The following is a 21,345-nucleotide window of genomic DNA, read 5'->3' as shown; positions in this document are numbered from 1 at the left end:
TAGAGTCCTGGTGACGAGTTGCGCACTTGCATGCGGCTAGCCGTCACGGCTCTTGAAGTGCGCGAGTTAGAGGCTGCGAGCAACCTGCACCTTCTCGAAGACTTCGATCTTGTCACCGACCTTGACGTCGTTGTAGCTCTTCACGCCGATACCGCATTCCATGCCGGCACGTACTTCGGAAGCGTCATCCTTGAAGCGGCGCAGGGATTCCAGCTCGCCTTCGAAGATAACGATGTCTTCACGCAGTACACGGATTGGACGGTTACGGTGAACAACACCTTCGGTAACCATACAACCGGCGATCGCGCCAAACTTCGGCGAACGGAACACGTCACGCACTTCGGCGATACCCAGGATGTTCTCGCGAACATCGCTGCCGAGCATACCGGTCAGGGCTTTCTTGACGTCTTCGATGATGTCGTAGATCACGTTGTAGTAACGCATATCCAGACCTTCCTGCTCGACGATCTTGCGCGCGCCGGCATCGGCACGCACGTTGAAGCCGAACAGTACAGCGTTGGAGGCCAGTGCCAGGTTGGCGTCGGATTCGGTGATACCACCGACACCGCCACCGACCACACGCACTTGCACTTCGTCGTTACCCAGGCCGTTCAAGGCACCGTTCAACGCTTCCAGCGATCCACGGACGTCAGATTTGAGGACGATGTTGAGCGTCTTCTTCTCTTCCTGGCCCATGTTTTCGAAGATGTTTTCCAGCTTGCCGGCGTGAGCGCGAGCCAGTTTGACTTCGCGGAACTTGCCTTGACGGAACAGAGCCACTTCACGGGCTTTCTTCTCGTCGGCAACCACGCTCATCTCGTCGCCAGCATCCGGGGTACCGTCCAGGCCGAGGATCTCGACAGGGATGGCCGGACCGGCTTCCTTGATTGCCTTGCCGTTCTCGTCGAGCATGGCGCGAACGCGACCATAGTTCGAACCGACCAGGACCATGTCGCCCTGACGCAGGGTACCGTCCTGAACCAGAACGGTAGCTACCGGACCACGGCCCTTGTCGAGACGGGATTCAACCACGACACCACGGCCAGGAGCCGATGGAGTTGCAGTCAGTTCCAGAACTTCGGCTTGCAGCAGTACCGCTTCGAGCAGTTCGTCGACGCCAGTACCCATCTTCGCCGAAACCGGTACGAACGGCGTGTCACCACCCCACTCTTCCGACGTCACGCCGTGAACCGACAGTTCGCTACGGATGCGATCGAGATCGGCGCCCGGCTTGTCGATCTTGTTCACTGCTACTACCAACGGTACGCCAGCTGCCTTGGCATGCTGAACGGCTTCGATGGTTTGTGGCATCACGCCGTCGTCCGCTGCAACCACCAGGATCACGATGTCGGTCGCCTTGGCACCACGGGCACGCATTGCGGTAAACGCAGCGTGACCAGGGGTGTCGAGGAACGTCACCATGCCACGGTCGGTTTCAACGTGGTACGCGCCGATGTGCTGGGTGATACCACCGGCTTCGCCAGCAGCTACCTTGGCACGACGGATGTAGTCGAGCAGGGAAGTCTTACCGTGGTCAACGTGGCCCATTACGGTCACGACTGGTGCACGGGAAACTGCCTCGCCTTCAAACTTCAGGGACTCGGCCAGGGAATCTTCCAGGGCGGTGTCGCTGACCAGGGTCACTTTGTGGCCCAGCTCTTCGGCAACCAGTTGGGCAGTTTCCTGATCCAGTACCTGGTTGATGGTCGCTGGAGTACCCAGTTTGAACATGAACTTGATGATTTCAGCAGCCTTGACCGACATCTGCTGGGCGAGATCGCCAACAGTGATGGTCTCGCCGATCTTCACTTCGCGCACGACAGGGCCGGTTGGGCTCTGGAAACCGTGAGCGTTGCGCTTCTTCAGCTTGGCCTTGCCGCGACCACCACGACGGAAGCCATCGCTTTCTTCGTCGGTGGTACGTGGGGCAACGCGTGGAGCCGGCGCCTTTTCCTTGACCGAAGCACGATGCGGAGCGTTTTTGCGCTCGCCATCGCCGCTACCGCGACGACTGTTGTCGTCGGCACGTGGCTTGTCCGGACGGCGCTGTTCGTCGCGCTTGCGGGTATCGGCCGCAGGAGCTGGAGCGGCTGCCACAACCGGTGCGCTTTCGCGAACCGGCTCGGCCACCGCAGCAGGCGCTGCAACAGGTACGGCTTGAGCGGTCGGCGCAGCAGCAGGCTGGCGACGCGCTTCTTCTTCGGCGCGACGCTTGGCTTCTTCTTCAGCCTTCTGACGAGCAGCATTTTCTACTGCGCGACGTTCATCCAGTTCACGCTTGCGCTCGGCTTCGATTTCTTCCGGGCTGCGCTGTACGAAGACTTTCTTCTTGCGTACTTCAACGCTGATGCTCTTGCTGCCAGCAACCCGCAGGGTGCTGGTGGTTTTACGCTGCAGCGTAATCTTGCGTGGTTCTTCCACTTTCGCCTTGTGGCTGCTTTTCAAGTGAGTCAGCAACGATTGCTTCTCACTGTCAGTCACACTTTCTTCGGCGGCGGTGTGCGGCAGACCTGCCTCACGCATCTGCTGCAACAGGCGCTCTACCGGTGTTTTGACCTCATCGGCCAGTTGTTTCACCGTGACTTGCGTCATGCACTTCTCTCCTCAGGCCGCGCCTAATTACTCGAACCAGTGGGCTCGGGCGGCCATGATCAACTTGCCGGCACGATCATCGTCAATGCCGTCGATGTCGAGCAGGTCGTCAATAGACTGCTCGGCCAGGTCTTCGCGGGTAATTACGCCGCGCACCGCCAGTTCCATCGCCAAATCCTTGTCCATACCCTCAAGCGAGAGCAGGTCTTCGGCCGGATGGGCGTCTGCCAGCTTTTCCTCAGTAGCGATGGCTTTGGTCAACAAGCGATCCTTGGCACGAGCGCGAAGCTCGTTGACGATTTCCTCGTCAAAGCCGTCGATGTTGAGCATTTCTTCCAACGGTACGTAGGCAATCTCTTCCAGGCTGGTGAAGCCTTCATCAACCAGCACCTGAGCCAGCTCTTCGTCGACTTCCAGCTCGTCGATGAAGTTGCGCAGGATGTCACCGGTTTCTGCTTGCTGCTTAGCCTGGATGTCCGATTCGGTCATCACGTTCAGGGTCCAGCCAGTCAACTGGCTGGCCAGACGCACGTTCTGACCACCGCGACCGATGGCCTGAGCCAGATTGTCTGCGCCAACGGCGATGTCCATTGCATGGGCATCTTCGTCAACGATAATTGCCGCAACCTCGGCCGGGGACATGGCGTTGATCACGAACTGAGCCGGGTTGTCGTCCCACAGAACGATGTCAACACGCTCACCGCCCAACTCACCCGACACTGCCTGGACGCGCGAACCGCGCATACCGATGCAAGCGCCCTGCGGGTCGATGCGTTTGTCCTTGGAGCGAACGGCGATCTTGGCACGCGAACCCGGATCACGGGATGCAGCCATCACTTCGATCAGGCCTTCGGCAATTTCCGGCACTTCGATGCGGAACAACTCGATCAGCATTTCCGGCGCGGTACGCGACAGGATCAACTGCGGGCCGCGGTTCTCGGTGCGGATTTCCTTGAGCAGCGCACGCAGACGCACGCCAACCCGGAAAGTTTCGCGAGAAATGATGTCTTCACGGGCCAGCAACGCTTCAGCGTTGTTGCCCAGATCAACGATCACGTTGTCGCGGGTGACTTTTTTCACGGTGCCGGAGATGATTTCACCCAGGCGCTCGCGGTAAGCGTCAACCACCTGAGCGCGCTCGGCTTCGCGAACCTTCTGCACGATGACTTGCTTGGCAGTCTGTGCAGCGATGCGGCCGAACTCGATGGACTCGATCTTCTCTTCCACGACGTCGCCGACCTTGGCGCCAGGATGCGTTTCGGCAACCTTGCTCGGCCAGGTTTCGATGGCCGGATCGTCCAGGTCTGCTTCTTCGACGACCGTCCAGCGACGGAATGTCTCGTATGCACCCGTGTGGCGGTTGATTTCCACACGCAGATCAACTTCGTCTTCAAAACGCTTCTTGGTAGCGGTGGCCAGGGCCAGCTCCAGCGCTTCAAAAATCACGTTTGCCGGTACGCCCTTTTCATTGGATACCGACTCAACAACCAGCAGTACTTCTTTGCTCATCGTACGCCTCGCCTTTCGCAAGCCATTGGATCCGCGGGATCCGCAGTATCTGGCACGCCTCAGTCAAAACTGGGAATAATGTTGGCCTTGTCGATCATATCGATCGGCAACAGGAATTCATGGTCTTCTACCTGCACCACGACATCCTGCTCTTCTACGCCGCGCAGAAGGCCCTGAAAGTTGCGTCGTCCTTCAAAAGGCGAGCGCAGCTTGATCTTCACTTGTTCACCGGCAAATTTTGCAAACTGCTCAAGAGTGAACAGAGGGCGTTCCATGCCAGGCGAGGAAACTTCAAGGGTGTACTCAACGGAGATAGGATCTTCAACATCCAGCACACCGCTGATCTGACGGCTGACGATGGCGCAATCGTCCACCAGCACGCCGCCTTCTTTATCGATATAAACGCGCAACATCGAGTGACGACCCTGAGCCGAAAACTCGATACCCCAGCATTCATAGCCTAGGGCCACGACCACCGGGGCCAGCAAGGCCTGCAACTCTTCTAGCTTGCTCGACACCTGAACCCCCTAGTGCATGTATGTGCATGCTATGCAAAATAAAAAAATGGGCGAAACGCCCATCCTTGAAACGCCGTCGAACAGCGGCGTTGAAAGTGTCCAGCTAACAAAAAGCCCCTTAAAAGGGGCTCCTTAAACTGGTTGCGGGGGCCGGATTTGAACCGACGACCTTCGGGTTATGAGCCCGACGAGCTACCAGACTGCTCCACCCCGCGACAAAGCTGGGGCGGAAGTATACGACCGATCCCCTACAGGGTCAATGTAACCTTCCACCTGCAAGAAAGCCCGCAACAGCGGGCTCTCCTGACTAATTGGTACCGAGAAGGGGACTCGAACCCCTACACCCTATGGGCACAACCACCTCAAGGTTGCGTGTCTACCAATTCCACCACCTCGGCAATACTACGTTTGAAACCCTTCTTACTTCTGCTCTTGAGCTGGAGGTACGTCAGTCGCTGGAGTAGCCGACTTTTGCTCTTGAAGCACCGGGACATCATCAGAAGCCGGTTGTTGCTTTGGAACTTCCAGTACCGCTGGATTTGGGAGACCTGCTTGAGTCAGCTGATGAGCCTTCTCTTTAGCAAAGTAACCTAACCCCAAGCTGGTCATGAAAAAACCTGCGGCAAGTATAGCAGTAAACTTACTAAGAAAGGTAGAGGAACCTTGGCTTCCGAACACAGTATTTGAAGCACCTGCTCCGAAAGACGCGCCAGCGTCCGCACCTTTACCCTGCTGCAGCAAAACCAGAGCAACTACGCCCAATGCACCCAGCAGATGAAAAACGACTACGACTGTTTCCAGCATTTTTTCAGTTTCCCGCGGCGCGACAAATCGCACCGAACTCATCTGCATTCAGGGAAGCCCCACCAATGAGACCCCCATCGATATCCGGCATGCCGAACAGTTCGACCGCATTGGCCGCCTTCACGCTGCCGCCGTATAGAAGCCGCACACTTTGCGCGACTTCAGAATTCTTTTCCGCCAACCTGGCGCGAATGGCTGCATGCACATCCTGCGCTTGTTGCGGCGAAGCAGTCAGCCCGGTGCCAATGGCCCAGACCGGCTCGTAAGCGATCACTGCCTTTGCAAATACACCGACACCCAGCTCGTCGATGATGCTGTCCAGCTGCGCCGAAACAACCTCGATCGTTTTCCCGGCTTCGCGCTGCTCAAGGGTTTCCCCTATGCACAACACCGGGATCAGGCCGGATGCCTGTGCCGCTGCGAACTTGCGAATCAGCACTTCGTCCTGCTCGCCCATTATCTGGCGGCGTTCGGAGTGCCCGACAAGCACCAGGGAACAACCTGCATCCACCAACTGACTCGGCGCAACCTCACCGGTCAATGCACCTTGTCCGGATTCCACCGCAGAGTCCTGCGCGCCGACCGAAATCGACTTTCCCTGTAAGCCATCAATCACTTGATTGATATGCAGGCAGGACGGGAATACCGCAACATCAATATCGCTCGGCAAGGCCAAGTCACGAAGGCCGTTGATCAGCTCAGCGACGCTGGCGCGGGTACCGTGCATCTTCCAGTTACCAGCTACCATAGGGCGACGCATGCTGTACCTCGTCGGTCAAAGTGGGCGCAGATGTTACCCAACACAATCATGGCTGGCAAGCCGAATTCAGGCAGAAACTTCAGTAACCAGTTTCGCGAGCTCTTCGGCATAGCCACGAACCTGAGTTTCGTCTTCGCCTTCGACCATCACACGCACCAGCGGTTCGGTTCCGGACTTGCGCAACAGCACACGCCCCCGACCCGCCATCGCCTTGGTCACACGCTCGCTGGCTTCCTTGACCGACGGATGATCGAGCGGGTTTGCGCCGCCACCGAAACGCACATTGATCAACACCTGAGGGCATTTGCGCAGCGCCTGACGCGCTTCAGCCAAACCTTGCGCACGGGCTTTCAACGCTTTCAGCACCTGCAGCGCGGCGATAATCGCATCACCCGTGGTGGTGTAATTGAAGCAAACGATATGACCCGAATTTTCGCCACCGACCAGCCAATTGCGTTCCAGCAGATCAGCAATCACATAACGATCACCAACATTGGCGCGAACAAATGGAATCGCCAGGTCGGCCAAGGCCAACTCCAATCCCAGGTTGCTCATCAGCGTGCCGACTACACCACCTTGCAGCTTGCCTCGCTCATGCAGGTCGCGAGCAATGATGAACAGCAGCTCATCGCCATCGACGATGGCCCCCGTGTGATCCACCATCAACACCCGGTCGCCATCACCGTCGAAGGCGATACCCAGATCGGCGTGCTCAGCCAGCACAGCGGCCTGCAGTTGCCCCATATGGGTCGAACCACAGTTGTCATTGATATTCAAACCATTTGGCTGCGCGGACAAGACCACGACCTCGGCACCCAGCTCTCGAAACACACTCGGCGCCACTTTGTAGGTCGCACCATGGGCGCAGTCGATCACAATCTTGAGGCCGGTAAAGCTGGTACCGGTCGGCACACTGCTCTTGCAGAATTCGATATACCGACCCGACGCGTCATTGATTCGCGACACCTTGCCGATCTTGCTCGACTCAACCACAGTCATTGGAGTATCGAGCAGCTCTTCGATCATGTGCTCGACTTCATCCGGAAGCTTGGTGCCATTGCCGGAGAAAAACTTTATGCCATTGTCATCATGCGGATTGTGTGACGCACTGATCACGATGCCAGCTTCGGCATGAAAGGTACGCGTCAGGTAGGCAATCGCCGGGGTGGGCATCGGGCCCAGGAGCATCACATCAGCACCCGCGGAGGTAAGCCCCGCCTCAAGCGCAGACTCGAACATGTAGCCGGAGATCCGGGTGTCCTTACCTACCAATACCTTGCAGGCGCCCATCTTGCGGAACGCCATGCCTGCAGCCCAGCCGAGCTTGAGCATGAAATCAGGAGTGATCGGGTATTCACCGACACGCCCACGAATACCATCGGTGCCAAAATATTTTTTGCTCATAAGTGCTCCATCATTCTTATTCGGCTGATTCCACTGCGGCAATCATCCGCACCACATCCATTGTTTCGGCTACATCATGGACGCGCAATATACGCGCACCTTTCGCCGATGCCAGCGCCGCAAGCGCCAAACCACCATACAGTCGATCCCCTACCGGACGACTCAATGCCTGACCAATCATGCTCTTTCGCGAAACCCCGACCAACAGGGGCCTCCCCAAGGCATGCAGGGCCTGCATATGCTTGAACAGGCTCAGGTTGTGCTGCAAGGTTTTGGCGAAGCCAAAGCCGGGATCAAGAATGATCCGTTCGGCCGGAATACCCACCAATGAACACTGATGCATGCGCTCGGCGAGAAACTCACCGACTTCCCTTGTAACGTCCTGATACTGCGGATTGTCCTGCATATCGCCTGGTTCTCCCAGCATATGCATCAGGCAAACCGGCAGCCCGGTGGCCGCTGCAGCATCCAGGGCACCATCGCGACGCAACGAACGCACGTCATTGATCAACCCGGCACCCAGGCGCGCAGTTTCACGCATGACCGCTGGCGTGGAGGTGTCGACCGAGATGATAACGTCCAGCTCGCGACTGATACGCTCGACAACGGGCGCTACGCGCTCCAGCTCCTCCAGTGGCGAAACCACCCTGGCACCTGGACGGGTAGATTCGCCGCCGACATCGATCAGCGTCGCGCCGGCCGCCACCATGGCTTCGGCGTGGCGCATTGCCGCGTCGAGCTGGCTGTATTGGCCACCATCGGAGAAAGAATCAGGAGTGACATTGAGAATACCCATGACATGCGTCTGGGCCAAATCAAGAACCCGGTTGCCGCAAGGCAACCGGGTCGAGGACTGAACAGAAGTCATTTCAAGCCTTATACGTCAGCAGCAGGACCGCCTATCGGGGTTTCCGGACGCTCATCCTGCACCACCGGCGGAGTGCCGGAAGTACCCGTGCCACCCGACCAGTCACGCGGCTCGCGAGGTGTACGGCCCGCCATGATGTCGTCGATCTGCTCGGCATCGATCGTTTCGTACTTCATCAAGGCATCAGCCATCGCATCGAGCTTGTCACGGTTGTCCGTGAGGATCTGCTTCGCCGTGCCGTAGCACTGATCGATGATGCTGCGTACTTCGGAGTCGATCAGCTTGGCTGTCTCACCGGAGAAACTTGCATTCTGACCGCCACCGCCGCGACCAAGGAACACTTCACCCTCTTCTTCGGCATACATCAACGGGCCGAGTTTCTCCGAGAGCCCCCATTTGGTCACCATGTTCCGCGCAATCTGGCTGGCGCGCATGATGTCGTTGGAAGCACCGGTGGTCACGCCATCGAAGCCCAGGGTCATTTCCTCGGCGATACGACCGCCGTACAGCGAGCAGATCTGGCTGATCAACGCACGCTTGGACAGGCTGTAACGATCTTCTTCCGGCAGGAACATGGTCACACCCAGCGCACGACCGCGCGGAATGATCGACACCTTGTACACCGGATCATGTTCAGGTACGACACGCCCCACAATGGCGTGGCCGGCTTCGTGATAAGCCGTATTCTGCTTTTCCTTCTCGGACATGACCATGGATTTGCGCTCGGCGCCCATCATGATCTTGTCTTTCGCCAGCTCGAATTCTTTCATCTCGACGATGCGCTTGCCGGCACGGGCAGCGAACAACGATGCTTCGTTCACCAGGTTGGCCAGGTCAGCACCGGAAAAGCCTGGAGTACCACGAGCGATCACGGCCGGGGCAACGTCGTCGCCCATCGGCACTTTGCGCATGTGAACCTTGAGAATCTGCTCACGACCGCGGATGTCCGGCAGACCGACCACAACCTGACGGTCGAAACGGCCTGGACGCAGCAACGCAGGGTCCAGCACATCAGGACGGTTGGTTGCAGCGATCACGATGATGCCGTCATTCATTTCGAAGCCGTCCATCTCTACCAGCAATTGGTTGAGAGTCTGCTCGCGCTCGTCGTGACCACCACCCATGCCGGCACCACGATGGCGACCGACCGCATCGATTTCGTCGATGAAGATGATGCATGGAGCGTGTTTCTTGGCCTGTTCGAACATGTCGCGAACACGGCTGGCACCGACGCCGACGAACATTTCGACGAAGTCGGAACCGGAAATGGTGAAGAACGGTACTTTGGCTTCGCCGGCGATGGCCTTGGCCAGCAAGGTTTTACCGGTACCCGGAGGACCGACCATCAGCACACCGCGAGGAATACGGCCACCCAGGCGCTGGAACTTGCCCGGATCGCGCAGGAACTCGACCAGCTCACCGACTTCTTCCTTGGCTTCGTCGCAACCGGCAACGTCAGCCAGGGTAGTTTTCACCTGATCCTCGGAGAGCAGGCGCGCCTTGCTCTTGCCGAAGCTCATCGGCCCGCCCTTGCCACCGGCACCGCCCTGCATCTGCCGCATGAAGAACATGAACACGGCGATGATCACGAGGATCGGGAAGCTGGCGACCAGAAGCTGAGTCCAGATGCTTTGCTGTTCAGGCTGCTTGCCTTCGACCACGACGTGGTTATCCACCAGGTCACCGATCAGGCCGTTGTCCTGGATCGCCGGACGAATGGTCTTGAAGCTGTCGCCGTCATTGCGCTTGCCGGTAATCACGTAGCCATCAACCGCTACGCGTTCGACCTTCCCATCCTTGACTTGCTGGATGAAGTCGGAATAGTTGAGGGTCTGCGGCTCGTTAGGGCTGGAGAAGTTGTTCATCACCGTCACCAGGACAGCCGCAATGATCAACCACAGGATCAGATTCTTTGCCATATCGTTCAATTAACTACCCTCTGAAGCAAGCTCCGCTACTGGCGCGCGCTTCGCATGATATTCACCGGCCTAACTTACTACATTACCTACGACTTGGCAGGCGCCGTCTGTAACCCTTTGTGAAACACTTCCTACACAATATTCGCTAATTCTGACAAGGCGTAATACAAAAATCCTATCACCCCGATCGAAAATCCACTCAACCCTCACTGCGTCCGCGGAAACCGCGGCCCAGCAGGTACTGCTCGCGAGAACGGTCGCGCGACGAGGTCGGCTTGCGCATCTGCACCTTCTCGAACTGCTGGCGAACGCTCTTGTGGAACTCGTCGAAGCCTTCGCCCTGGAAGATCTTGATCAAAAAATCACCACCGGGCTTGAGCACCCGCGTCGAAAGATCCAGTGCCAACTCGCACAGGAACATCGCTCGCGGCATGTCAACGGCCGGTAATCCACTCATATTGGGGGCCATGTCGGAAATCACAAGGTCTACTTCCTTATTTCCGACGGCATCGAGGATCTGAGCCAGTACGGCATCCTCGGTAAAGTCGCCCTGAATGAAGGTCACGTCCGGAATGCTGTCCATTTCCAGAATGTCAGAAGCGATCAGTGTGCCCTGCCCACCAATCAGACGACTGGTCACCTGGGACCACCCACCGGGGGCCGCACCAAGGTCGATTACGCTCATGCCCGGGCGGATCAGACGATCCTTTTCCTGGATCTCCAGCAGTTTGTAGCTGGCGCGGGAACGGTACCCGTCTTTTTGTGCCATTTTGACGAATGGGTCGTTGAAATGCTCTTGCAGCCATTTAAGACTTGTCTTGGAACGGGCCACGGGCCACCTCGAAAATAAAACGGGTCGTGATTAACTGGGCGGTCCCGGACTCGCTCGGGTAAACTGGCCGCCGCTTTTTACAAGATCAGACGCAGGGGTCAGATTATGCCGCTCACTCAAGAGCAGAAGAAACAGTACAAATCCATTGGCCACCATCTGAAACCGGTTTTGATTGTGGCAGACAATGGTTTGACTGAAGGTGTGTTAGCCGAACTCGAACGCGCTTTGGCGGATCACGAGCTGATCAAGATCAAGCTCAACATCCTCGATCGCGAATCGCGCCTGGCGTCCATTGCAGAGCTCTGCAAGGTCGGCAAAGCGGATCTGGTTCAGGTCATCGGCAAGATGGCACTGATCTACCGCAAGAACTTCAGCGTCAACAAGCAGCTGTCGAACGTCCATCGTTTCAAGTGATGGCAAGGGTCAAGGGTGTGCTTCGCGCACCCTGCCGCTCCACCCGCGAAAATCCCGCCATAGACTGACAAGGCCCTCGGCCTTAATCAGCGCCAAAGCCTGAAAAATCACGCACGCTGCGGCATTTCCCGCCATCAGCGCCTTCAGCATGACTGCCATTTCGTCGATCTGCAGCGGTGCCAGGCCAATTCGACCCGGCACCGGCAACAGACCCATTTGCAACAGCCACAAGCCGCCGACCTACAACATCCGGGTCAGCTGCCAAAGCATGGCGCCCGTACGAAACGGGCGCCAGCCTTCAGATGTGGCGAACCTCGACAATCTCGTACTCGATAACGCCGCCAGGCGTTTTCACGGCGACCACATCACCCTCCTCCTTGGCAATCAAGGCGCGGGCCAGTGGCGAGCCGACCGAAATCTTGCCGAGTTTGAAGTCAGCCTCATCCTCACCCACGATGTGGTAAGTGACGCGCTCATCCGTCTCGACGTTGGCGATTTCAACAGTGGTGCCGAAAATCACTTTGCCCGTATGAGGAATGGTCGTGACATCAATGATGACCTGATTCTGAATCCGGCCCTCGATGTCACGTATGCGCGCCTCGACCATACCCTGCTGCTCACGGGCAGCGTGGTATTCAGCGTTTTCCTTCAAGTCACCCAACTCGCGGGCCGTACCGATGTCCTGGCTGAGCTTCGGACGAACGACCTTGGTCAGGTGGGTGTGCTCTTCTTCCAGGGCGCGAGCGCCCTGAACGGTCATTGGGTACTTCGTTATGCTCATGCCTTCAATCCTGCGTGTAGATCCTGCAAGCGGCGCACGGTCTTCTCGGGACCGAACTTCAGCGCTTCACAGATGGCTTCGCCAGCAGCAATAGTGGTAGTGCAGTAAATCTTGTGCTGCAGGGCATTACGACGAATGGAGTACGAATCAGCGATCGACTGGCGCCCTTCGGTAGTGTTGATGATCAGCGTGACTTCATCATTTTTGATCATGTCGACCACGTGCGGACGACCTTCGGTCACCTTGTTCACACGGCGCACTTTCAGGCCTGCAGCTTCGATCAGCCTGGCAGTACCGGCAGTGGCGACCACTTCGAAGCCCAAGTTGATCAGATCACGGGCCACGCCCGCAACCAGCGGCTTGTCGTCGTCACGCACGCTGATGAACGCGGTACCGCCGGTCGGCAGCACTTCGCTGGCACCCATCTGGGCCTTGGCGAACGCCTCACCGAAGGTGTCGCCCACGCCCATCACTTCACCGGTGGACTTCATCTCAGGGCCGAGGATCGGGTCAACGCCAGGGAATTTGGCGAACGGGAACACCGCCTCTTTCACGCTGTAGAAGTTCGGGATGATTTCCTTGGTGAAGCCGATTTCCTTCAGGGTCTTACCGGCCATGACGCGCGCCGCGATCATTGCCAGGGAAACACCGATGCACTTGGACACGAACGGCACGGTACGGGAAGCGCGCGGGTTGACTTCAATGACGTAGATATCGTCGCCCTGCAGCGCCAACTGCACGTTCATCAGGCCGACCACGCCCAGTTCCAGGGCCATTTTCTTGACCTGTTCGCGCATCTCGTCCTGGATGTGCGCAGGCAGCGAGTACGGCGGCAGCGAGCATGCGGAGTCACCGGAGTGAACGCCAGCCTGCTCGATGTGCTGCATGATCGCGCCGATTACCACGTCCTTGCCGTCGCAGACCGCATCCACGTCCATTTCGATGGCGCAGTTGAGGAAGTGATCCAGCAGCACCGGGCTGTCGTTGGACACTTGAACCGCTTCGCGCAGGTAGCGCTTGAGTTCTTCTTCTTCATAGACGATTTCCATCGCACGACCGCCCAGTACGTAGGACGGACGCACCACCAGCGGGTAACCGATCTTGGTGGCGGCACGAATCGCTTCGTCTTCACTGCGCACGGTGGCATTTGGCGGCTGACGCAGGTTCAGGCGCTGGACCATCTGCTGGAAGCGCTCACGGTCTTCAGCGCGGTCGATGGCATCAGGACTGGTGCCGATGATCGGCACGCCGGCGGCTTCCAGGGCGCGAGCCAGTTTCAGCGGAGTCTGGCCGCCGTACTGGACGATTACGCCTTTTGGCTTCTCGACGCGGACGATTTCCAGCACGTCTTCCAGGGTCACTGGCTCGAAGTACAGGCGATCGGAGGTGTCGTAGTCGGTGGATACGGTTTCCGGGTTGCAGTTGACCATGATGGTCTCGTAACCGTCATCGCGCAGCGCCAGTGCCGCGTGTACGCAGCAGTAGTCGAACTCGATGCCCTGGCCGATACGGTTCGGACCGCCGCCCAGGATCATGATCTTGTCGCGACCCGATGGCGCAGCTTCGCACTCTTCTTCGTACGTCGAGTAGAGGTACGCGGTGTCGGTGGCGAACTCGGCAGCGCAGGTGTCGACACGCTTGTAGACCGGGAAGATCTCCAGCTTGTGACGGTGAGCGCGCAGGCTCTTCTCGGTCACACCCAGCAATTTGGCCAGGCGCATATCGGAGAAGCCTTTGCGCTTGAGGCGGAACATCAGATCGCGGTCGATGCTGGTCAGGCCCAGGGTCTTGACCTTCTCTTCTTCCTTGATCAGGTCTTCCATCTGCACCAGGAACCAAGGGTCGATCATGGTCATGCCGAAGATGTCTTCGACGGTCATGCCGGCGCGCATTGCGTCCGCCACGTACCAGATACGCTCGGCGCCCGGTACGGTCAGCTCGCGCTTGAGTACACTCATGCTTTCCGGGTTGGCCAGATCAACCTTCTCGTCCAGACCACAAACGCCCACTTCCAGACCGCGAAGGGCTTTCTGCAGGGACTCCTGGAAGGTACGGCCGATGGCCATGACTTCGCCCACCGACTTCATTTGAGTGGTCAGGCGGGCGTCGGCTTTCGGGAATTTCTCGAAGGCAAAACGCGGCAGCTTGGTGACGACGTAGTCGATGGACGGCTCGAAGGACGCCGGGGTCTTGCCGCCGGTGATGTCATTCGACAGTTCGTCCAGGGTGTAGCCTACAGCCAGCTTGGCCGCGACCTTGGCGATCGGGAAGCCGGTGGCCTTCGAAGCCAGTGCCGAGGAACGCGATACTCGCGGGTTCATCTCGATCACGACCATGCGGCCGGTGTTCGGGCAGATGCCGAACTGAACGTTGGAACCGCCGGTTTCCACGCCGATCTCGCGCAGTACCGCCAGGGAGGCGTTACGCAGGATCTGGTATTCCTTGTCGGTCAGGGTCTGTGCCGGAGCCACGGTGATCGAGTCACCGGTGTGCACGCCCATCGGGTCGAAGTTTTCGATGGAGCAGACGATGATGCAGTTGTCCTTCTTATCGCGGACAACCTCCATTTCGTATTCTTTCCAGCCGATCAGCGATTCGTCGATCAGCAGTTCCTTGGTCGGCGACAGGTCCAGGCCACGGGCGCAGATTTCTTCGAACTCTTCACGGTTGTAAGCGATACCGCCACCAGTGCCGCCCATGGTGAAGGACGGACGGATGATGCACGGGAAGCCGAGCTTCTCGAGGACCGCATTGGCCTCTTCCATGCTGTGGGCGATACCGGAACGCGGGCACGCCAGGCCGATGGATTTCATCGCCTTGTCGAAGCGCGAACGGTCTTCAGCCTTGTCGATGGTGTCGGCGTTGGCACCGATCATCTCTACGCCGAACTTCTCCAGAACGCCTTCGCGCTCCAGGTCCAGGGCGCAGTTCAGGGCAGTCTGGCCACCCATGGTCGGCAGCAGCGCGTCCGGACGCTCTTTCTCGATGATCTTGGCAACGGTCTGCCACTTGATCGGCTCGATGTAGGTGGCGTCGGCCATGGCCGGGTCGGTCATGATGGTGGCCGGGTTGGAGTTCACCAGGATGACGCGGTAACCCTCCTCGCGCAGGGCTTTGCAGGCCTGGGCGCCGGAGTAGTCGAATTCGCAGGCCTGGCCGATCACGATCGGGCCAGCACCGAGAATCAGGATGCTTTTAATGTCTGTACGTTTTGGCATGGGTTTGTCACTCAAATCCGCAGGTCAGTCGGCAAGCCGTCTTGTTCAATCTCTGAAGCCTTGAGGGGGCCGCTGGTGTCGGGACCACCCTCAAGCTTTGCTACATCAGGGCGAGCGATCAGCGTCGCTTGGCCATCTCGGTGATGAAGCGATCGAACAATGGCGCTACGTCGTTCGGGCCAGGGCTGGCTTCCGGGTGACCCTGGAAGCTGAAGGCGCTCTTGTCGGTACGCTCGATACCTTGCAGGGTGCCGTCGAACAGCGACTTGTGGATCGCGCGGACGTTGGCCGGCAGGGTCGCTTCGTCTACCGCAAAACCGTGGTTCTGGCTGGTGATCATCACCACGCCGCTGTCCAGGTCCTGGACGGGGTGGTTGGCACCGTGGTGGCCGTGACCCATTTTCAGGGTCTTGGCGCCGGAGGCCAGGGCCAGCAGTTGGTGACCGAGGCAGATACCGAAGACCGGAATCTCGGTTTCCAGCACGTCCTTGATCGCCTGGATCGCGTAGTCGCAAGGCTCCGGATCACCAGGGCCGTTGGACAGGAACACGCCGTCCGGCTTCAGCGCCAGCACATCGGCGGCAGGCGTTTGTGCAGGCACGACGGTCACGCGGCAACCGCGCTCGACCAGCATGCGCAGGATATTCACCTTGACGCCGTAGTCGTAGGCAACCACGTGGTACGGCAGCTCGGAGGCTTCGATGGTTGCGTGGCTGTCGGTTTTCAAATCCCAGACAGTCGAGCGCCACTCGTAGCTTTCCTTGGTGCTGACGACTTTCGCCAGGTCCATGCCCTTGAGGCCAGGGAAACCCTGGGCGGCGGCGATGGCGGCGGCTTCGGAAATGTTGTCACCGGCCATGATGCAGCCGTTCTGCGCGCCTTTTTCACGCAGGATGCGCGTCAGGCGGCGGGTGTCGATACCGGCGATGGCCACAACGTTGTTGGCCTTCAGGTAGTCGGACAGGGACATCGTGTTACGCCAGTTGCTCGCCACCAGTGGCAGATCACGGATAACCAGGCCGGCAGACCAGACGCGGTTGGACTCGGCGTCTTCCGGCGTGGTGCCGGTGTTGCCGATGTGCGGGTAAGTCAGGGTAACGATTTGTTGGGCGTAGGAAGGATCGGTAAGGATTTCCTGATAGCCGGTCATTGCGGTGTTGAACACCACCTCACCAACGGTTTGACCGTCGGCTCCAATGGCTTCGCCGCGAAAAATGCTGCCATCAGCAAGGGCGAGTATGGCTGGCTTAGTCAAGAAGACCTCCCGTAAATAAAGCCTGAAAGGGCGATCGCAGGTTGTAAAAAAGCGGAGTGACGTATGGACACGTCACCCCGCTTCTTCACTGAATTATTCTGCGCGCTTTTAGTGGACACACTAAAGCTGTAGCTTACAGAAAAAGGCCTTTTTGGTCTACCGCCAATGAGCCTAAAAGGCTGGAGAATGCGACAGGACGTCGCTTGGCGGAACAAAACCGGGCTCAAACGCGGTGCGTGAGCCCGACTTCGGTGCATCTTAACGCAGATCGAGCACGTCTTGCATGTCGTAAAGGCCAGGCTCGCGCCCATCCAGCCACAACGCAGCACGCACCGCCCCCTTGGCGAACGTCATGCGACTGGACGCCTTGTGAGTGATCTCGACACGCTCGCCGTCGGCGGCGAACAGTACAGTGTGATCACCGACGATGTCGCCGGCACGCACCGTGGCGAAACCGATGGTTTCACGATCACGAGCACCGGTCTGGCCCTCACGACCATACACCGCCACCTTTTTCAGATCGCGACCCAAGGCATCGGCAATCACCTCACCCATGCGCACGGCAGTACCGGACGGCGCATCGACTTTGTGCCGATGGTGAGCTTCGGTGATTTCGATGTCGACATCGTCGCCCAATACGCGAGCGGCCGTGTCGAGCAACTTCAGGCACAGGTTGACGCCAACGCTGAAGTTGGCGGCGAAGACGATCGGAATGTCCTTGCCCGCCTCCGCCAGCAATTGCTTTTCTTCAACGCTGAAACCAGTGGTACCGATGATCATGGCCTTGCCATGCTTACGGCAGAAGGCGAGGTTCTTCAGGGTCACCGTCGGGTGCGTGAAATCGATCAGCACATCGAACTCGTCGACCACCCGGTCCAGATCTCCGGACAGAGGCACACCGATACGACCCAGCGCAGCCAGCTCACCGGCATCCGCGCCGACCAGCGTGCTGTCGGGACGATCCACCGCCGCCGTCAGGCCGGCGCCCGGGGCTTGCTGCACCGCTTCAATCAGAGTCTTGCCCATGCGCCCGGCGGCGCCCATCACTGCAATACGTCGCATGCCTGTCTCCTTACAAATCGCCGAAGAAACGCTTCACGCCTTCGAACCAACCGGTGGTTTTCGGCGAATGGCTGTTGTCATCCGCCAGCGAACTGCGGAACTCCTCGAGCATCTCACGCTGGCGACGGCTCAGGTTTACCGGAGTCTCGACCGCCACACGGCACATCAAATCACCCGCACCACCGCCACGCACAGGCGCGACACCCTTGCCGCGCACACGGAACTGCTTGCCGGTCTGAGTCCCCTCAGGGATCTTCAGCTTGACCCGACCATCAAGGGTCGGAATCTCCAGCTCGCCACCCAGCGCTGCATCGACGAAGCTGATCGGCACTTCGCAGAACAGATGCTTGCCGTCACGCTGGAAAATCGCGTGTTCGCGCACATTGATCACCACGTACAGATCACCAGTCGGGCCACCTTGAGCACCCGCTTCGCCTTCACCGGACAGACGAATGCGGTCACCGGTATCGACGCCGGCCGGCACTTTCACCGACAGGGTCTTGTACTCTTCGACACGACCTTCGCCGTGGCAGGAGTCGCACGGATCGGAAATGATCTTGCCCTGACCATGGCAGCGCGGGCAGGTCTGCTGCACCGAGAAGAAGCCCTGCTGCATGCGTACCTGGCCGATACCGCCGCACGTCGGACAGGTCACCGGCGCAGAGCCTTTCTTGGCACCGGAGCCGTCGCAAGGCTTGCAGTTGACCAGCGTCGGCACACGGATGTTCACGGTCGTACCGCGCACCGCTTCTTCAAGATCCAGCTCCAGGGTGTAGCGCAAGTCACTGCCGCGCTGAGCACCACCACGGGAACCACCGCGGCCACCGCCGAAGAAATCACTGAAGACATCGCCGAAGATGTCGGAGAAGTTCTGGCCACCGAAACCGGCACCACCGCCACCCATGCTCGGGTCGACACCGGCATGGCCATACTGGTCGTAAGCGGCACGCTTGCTGGAATCGGACAGCACTTCGTAGGCCTCGTTGGCCTCCTTGAACATCTCTTCCGACGCCTTGTCACCGGGATTACGGTCCGGGTGGTGCTTCATCGCCAGGCGACGGTAGGCCTTTTTCAGGTCTGCTTCGCTTGAGCCACGCTCAACACCCAACACTTCGTAATAGTCACGCTTTGCCATAAGTCTTTGCACTCTTGAGGACGTCCGGCACAACCCTCCTGAGCCTGCCGAACTCATTGAGCCCCAATACAGGCCCGGACCCAACTCACGTCAATTCAACGATCCTGGTCTTTGATTCGATGCGGTACTTGCGGCTCGAAAAGCAGGAGCATTCCCGGCCATACCACCAGCAGGCGAACGCTGTCGCATGCTGTAAAAATTCGCGTATTCCAGATACGCCAACGCGGGAGCAAGCTCCCGCGCGGCGACATCCTACCAGTCACCGCCTGAAGGCAGTCAACCGGCCGACCAACAACTTACTTGTGGTCTTTGACTTCTTCGAACTCGGCGTCGACAACGTCATCAGCCTTTTGCGCCTTGTCGTCGTGCGGTGCCGCGCCTTCAGCAGGCTGAGCCTGTTCGGCGTACATCTTCTGCGCCACTGGAGCGGAGACTTTCGACAGCGCTTCAACCTTGGCGTCGATAGCAGCCTTGTCGTCGCCTTTGATGGCGGCTTCCAGGGCAACTACGGCAGCTTCGATTGCAACCTTCTCTTCAGCGGTCACTTTATCGCCGGCATCGGTAACCATTTTGCGCGTCGAGTGAACCAGTGCGTCGCCCTGGTTGCGAGCGGTGGCCAGCTCTTCGAACTTGCGGTCTTCCTCGGCGTTCGCCTCGGCATCACGCACCATGCGCTCGATTTCCTCGTCGGACAGACCGGAGTTGGCCTTGATCACGATCGACTGAGTCTTGCCGGTAGCCTTGTCCTTCGCACCTACGTGCAGAATGCCGTTGGCGTCGATGTCGAAGGTCACTTCGATCTGCGGCACACCACGTGGAGCCGGTGGAATGTCGGCCAGGTCGAACTTGCCCAGGGACTTGTTCTGTGCGGCTTGCTTGCGCTCGCCCTGCAGCACGTGAATCGTCACGGCGCCCTGGTTGTCATCGGCAGTCGAGAACACTTGCGATTTCTTGGTAGGAATCGTGGTGTTTTTCTCGATCAGCGCGGTCATCACGCCACCCATGGTTTCGATACCCAGGGTCAGCGGGCTGACGTCGAGCAGCAGAACGTCCTTCACGTCACCGGCCAGTACCGCGCCCTGGATAGCAGCACCCATGGCAACCGCTTCGTCCGGGTTGACGTCTTTACGAGCTTCTTTACCGAAGAACTCGGTCACCAGCTTCTGAACCAGTGGCATACGGGTCTGACCGCCCACCAGGATCACGTCGTTGATCGCGCCAACGTCGATACCGGCATCTTTCATCGCGATGCGGCAAGGTTCGATGGTGCGTTGAACCAGGTCTTCCACCAGCGCTTCGAGCTTGGCGCGGGAGATTTTCACGTTCAGGTGCTTTGGACCGGTCGCGTCTGCAGTGATGTACGGCAGGTTCACGTCGGTCGACTGGCTCGAGGACAATTCGATCTTGGCTTTTTCAGCGGCTTCTTTCAGGCGCTGCATGGCCAGCGGGTCACCCTTGAGGTTCATGCCGCTTTCTTTCTTGAATTCGTCGACGAGGTAGTCGATCAGACGGATGTCAAAGTCTTCACCACCCAGGAAGGTATCACCGTTGGTGGCCAGTACTTCGAACTGGTGCTCGCCATCGACTTCAGCGATCTCGATCACGGAAACGTCGAAAGTACCGCCGCCCAGGTCGTAAACGATCACGGTGTGATCGCCCTTGGCCTTGTCCATACCGTAGGCCAGAGCAGCTGCGGTTGGTTCGTTGATGATACGTTTTACGTCCAGACCGGCGATGCGACCGGCGTCCTTGGTGGCTTGACGCTGGCTGTCGTTGAAGTAGGCCGGAACGGTGATCACCGCTTCAGTCACGGTCTCGCCGAGGTAGTCTTCGGCGGTCTTCTTCATTTTCTTCAGGATTTCAGCCGAGATTTGTGGCGGTGCCATTTTCTGGCCGTTCACTTCAACCCAGGCGTCACTGTTGTCAGCCTTGACGATCTTGTAAGGGACCATCTGGATGTCTTTCTGCACGACTTCTTCGTCGAAACGACGACCGATCAGACGCTTCACCGCATACAGGGTGTTGTGCGGATTGGTCACGGCCTGACGCTTGGCCGATTGGCCAACCAGAATTTCGCCATCGTTGGCGTAAGCGATGATCGACGGCGTGGTACGCGCGCCTTCAGCGTTTTCAATAACTTTTGCCTTGCCGTTTTCCAGCACGGAGACGCAGGAGTTGGTAGTCCCCAGGTCGATACCGATAATTTTGCCCATGTTCACTCTCCCGAAACTTTGGATTTGGTTGCCGCAGCAGTGGTGGCTAACTGCGGTAGCA

General features: G+C 58.5%; 16 protein-coding genes, 2 tRNA genes and 1 pseudogene. 1 reads left to right on the top strand and 18 read right to left on the bottom strand.

Going from position 1 to position 21,345, the window contains the following annotated elements; all coding sequences use genetic code 11:
* Nucleotides 1–66 precede the first annotated feature (66 nt).
* The 11 genes from infB to rlmE form a co-directional block, all read right to left on the bottom strand.
* Nucleotides 67–2,592 carry a translation initiation factor IF-2 gene (infB, locus tag KGA81_RS12725; protein ID WP_223546222.1) on the bottom strand — a complete coding sequence of 842 codons (2,526 nt, stop codon included), beginning with the start codon at nt 2,590–2,592 and terminating at the stop codon, nt 67–69.
* Between the two features lie 27 nt (nt 2,593–2,619).
* Nucleotides 2,620–4,101, bottom strand: coding sequence for a transcription termination factor NusA (nusA, locus tag KGA81_RS12720; protein WP_007988680.1), 1,482 nt, complete (start codon nt 4,099–4,101; stop codon nt 2,620–2,622).
* Between the two features lie 59 nt (nt 4,102–4,160).
* Nucleotides 4,161–4,619 (bottom strand): ribosome maturation factor RimP, encoded by a 459-nt coding sequence (gene rimP, locus KGA81_RS12715; RefSeq protein WP_007973115.1) that lies wholly within the window; start codon nt 4,617–4,619, stop codon nt 4,161–4,163.
* 138 nt (nt 4,620–4,757) lie between these two features.
* A tRNA-Met gene (locus KGA81_RS12710) sits at nt 4,758–4,834 on the bottom strand.
* Nucleotides 4,835–4,931: 97 nt separating this feature from the next.
* A tRNA-Leu gene (locus KGA81_RS12705) sits at nt 4,932–5,017 on the bottom strand.
* A 22-nt stretch (nt 5,018–5,039) separates the two neighbouring features.
* Nucleotides 5,040–5,423 (bottom strand): preprotein translocase subunit SecG, encoded by a 384-nt coding sequence (gene secG, locus KGA81_RS12700; RefSeq protein WP_057398830.1) that lies wholly within the window; start codon nt 5,421–5,423, stop codon nt 5,040–5,042.
* Between the two features lie 4 nt (nt 5,424–5,427).
* Nucleotides 5,428–6,183: a triose-phosphate isomerase gene (tpiA, locus tag KGA81_RS12695; protein ID WP_223546220.1), complete on the bottom strand. Its 756-nt coding sequence runs from the start codon at nt 6,181–6,183 to the stop codon at nt 5,428–5,430.
* A gap of 66 nt (nt 6,184–6,249) precedes the next feature.
* The gene (gene glmM / locus KGA81_RS12690; protein WP_223546218.1) at nt 6,250–7,587 is read right to left on the bottom strand and encodes a phosphoglucosamine mutase; all 1,338 of its coding nucleotides are present in this window, start codon (nt 7,585–7,587) and stop codon (nt 6,250–6,252) included.
* 16 nt (nt 7,588–7,603) lie between these two features.
* Nucleotides 7,604–8,455: a dihydropteroate synthase gene (gene folP, locus KGA81_RS12685; protein ID WP_223546216.1), complete on the bottom strand. Its 852-nt coding sequence runs from the start codon at nt 8,453–8,455 to the stop codon at nt 7,604–7,606.
* Between the two features lie 8 nt (nt 8,456–8,463).
* A complete protein-coding gene (ftsH, locus tag KGA81_RS12680) occupies nt 8,464–10,374 on the bottom strand; it encodes an ATP-dependent zinc metalloprotease FtsH (protein ID WP_033047686.1) in 1,911 nt (636 codons plus the stop codon).
* 199 nt (nt 10,375–10,573) lie between these two features.
* Entirely contained in the window at nt 10,574–11,206 is a 633-nt protein-coding gene (gene rlmE, locus KGA81_RS12675; protein WP_150672216.1) for a 23S rRNA (uridine(2552)-2'-O)-methyltransferase RlmE, read from the bottom strand.
* Between the two features lie 105 nt (nt 11,207–11,311).
* On the opposite strand from rlmE, the gene KGA81_RS12670 reads away from it, so the two are divergent.
* Nucleotides 11,312–11,620, top strand: coding sequence for a YhbY family RNA-binding protein (locus KGA81_RS12670; RefSeq protein ID WP_007942889.1), 309 nt, complete (start codon nt 11,312–11,314; stop codon nt 11,618–11,620).
* A gap of 42 nt (nt 11,621–11,662) precedes the next feature.
* Here KGA81_RS12670 and KGA81_RS12665 read toward each other — a convergent pair.
* The 7 genes and pseudogenes from KGA81_RS12665 to dnaK all read right to left on the bottom strand — a co-directional run.
* Nucleotides 11,663–11,890 (bottom strand): annotated as a pseudogene (locus KGA81_RS12665) (MFS transporter); the annotation flags it as partial.
* Nucleotides 11,891–11,918: 28 nt separating this feature from the next.
* Nucleotides 11,919–12,395, bottom strand: a complete 477-nt coding sequence (gene greA, locus KGA81_RS12660; protein WP_034148383.1) for a transcription elongation factor GreA — start codon at nt 12,393–12,395, stop codon at nt 11,919–11,921.
* Nucleotides 12,396–12,397: 2 nt separating this feature from the next.
* Nucleotides 12,398–15,619, bottom strand: coding sequence for a carbamoyl-phosphate synthase large subunit (carB, locus tag KGA81_RS12655; RefSeq protein ID WP_218429215.1), 3,222 nt, complete (start codon nt 15,617–15,619; stop codon nt 12,398–12,400).
* A 118-nt stretch (nt 15,620–15,737) separates the two neighbouring features.
* On the bottom strand, nt 15,738–16,874 hold the full coding sequence (carA, locus tag KGA81_RS12650; protein ID WP_046038697.1) for a glutamine-hydrolyzing carbamoyl-phosphate synthase small subunit: 1,137 nt from the start codon (nt 16,872–16,874) through the stop codon (nt 15,738–15,740).
* Nucleotides 16,875–17,132: 258 nt separating this feature from the next.
* Complete coding sequence (gene dapB / locus KGA81_RS12645; protein ID WP_223546215.1) at nt 17,133–17,936, bottom strand: 4-hydroxy-tetrahydrodipicolinate reductase; 804 nt, start codon at nt 17,934–17,936, stop codon at nt 17,133–17,135.
* Nucleotides 17,937–17,946: 10 nt separating this feature from the next.
* Nucleotides 17,947–19,071 carry a molecular chaperone DnaJ gene (dnaJ, locus tag KGA81_RS12640; protein ID WP_223546213.1) on the bottom strand — a complete coding sequence of 375 codons (1,125 nt, stop codon included), beginning with the start codon at nt 19,069–19,071 and terminating at the stop codon, nt 17,947–17,949.
* Nucleotides 19,072–19,367: 296 nt separating this feature from the next.
* Entirely contained in the window at nt 19,368–21,284 is a 1,917-nt protein-coding gene (gene dnaK / locus KGA81_RS12635) for a molecular chaperone DnaK (protein WP_223546211.1), read from the bottom strand.
* Nucleotides 21,285–21,345 lie beyond the last annotated feature (61 nt).

The organism is Pseudomonas sp. A-B-19, from assembly GCF_019947515.1.
Lineage (GTDB): Bacteria > Pseudomonadota > Gammaproteobacteria > Pseudomonadales > Pseudomonadaceae > Aquipseudomonas.
The sequence above is the reverse complement of the archived record's forward strand: the minus strand, read 5'-3'. Positions and strand labels throughout refer to the sequence as shown.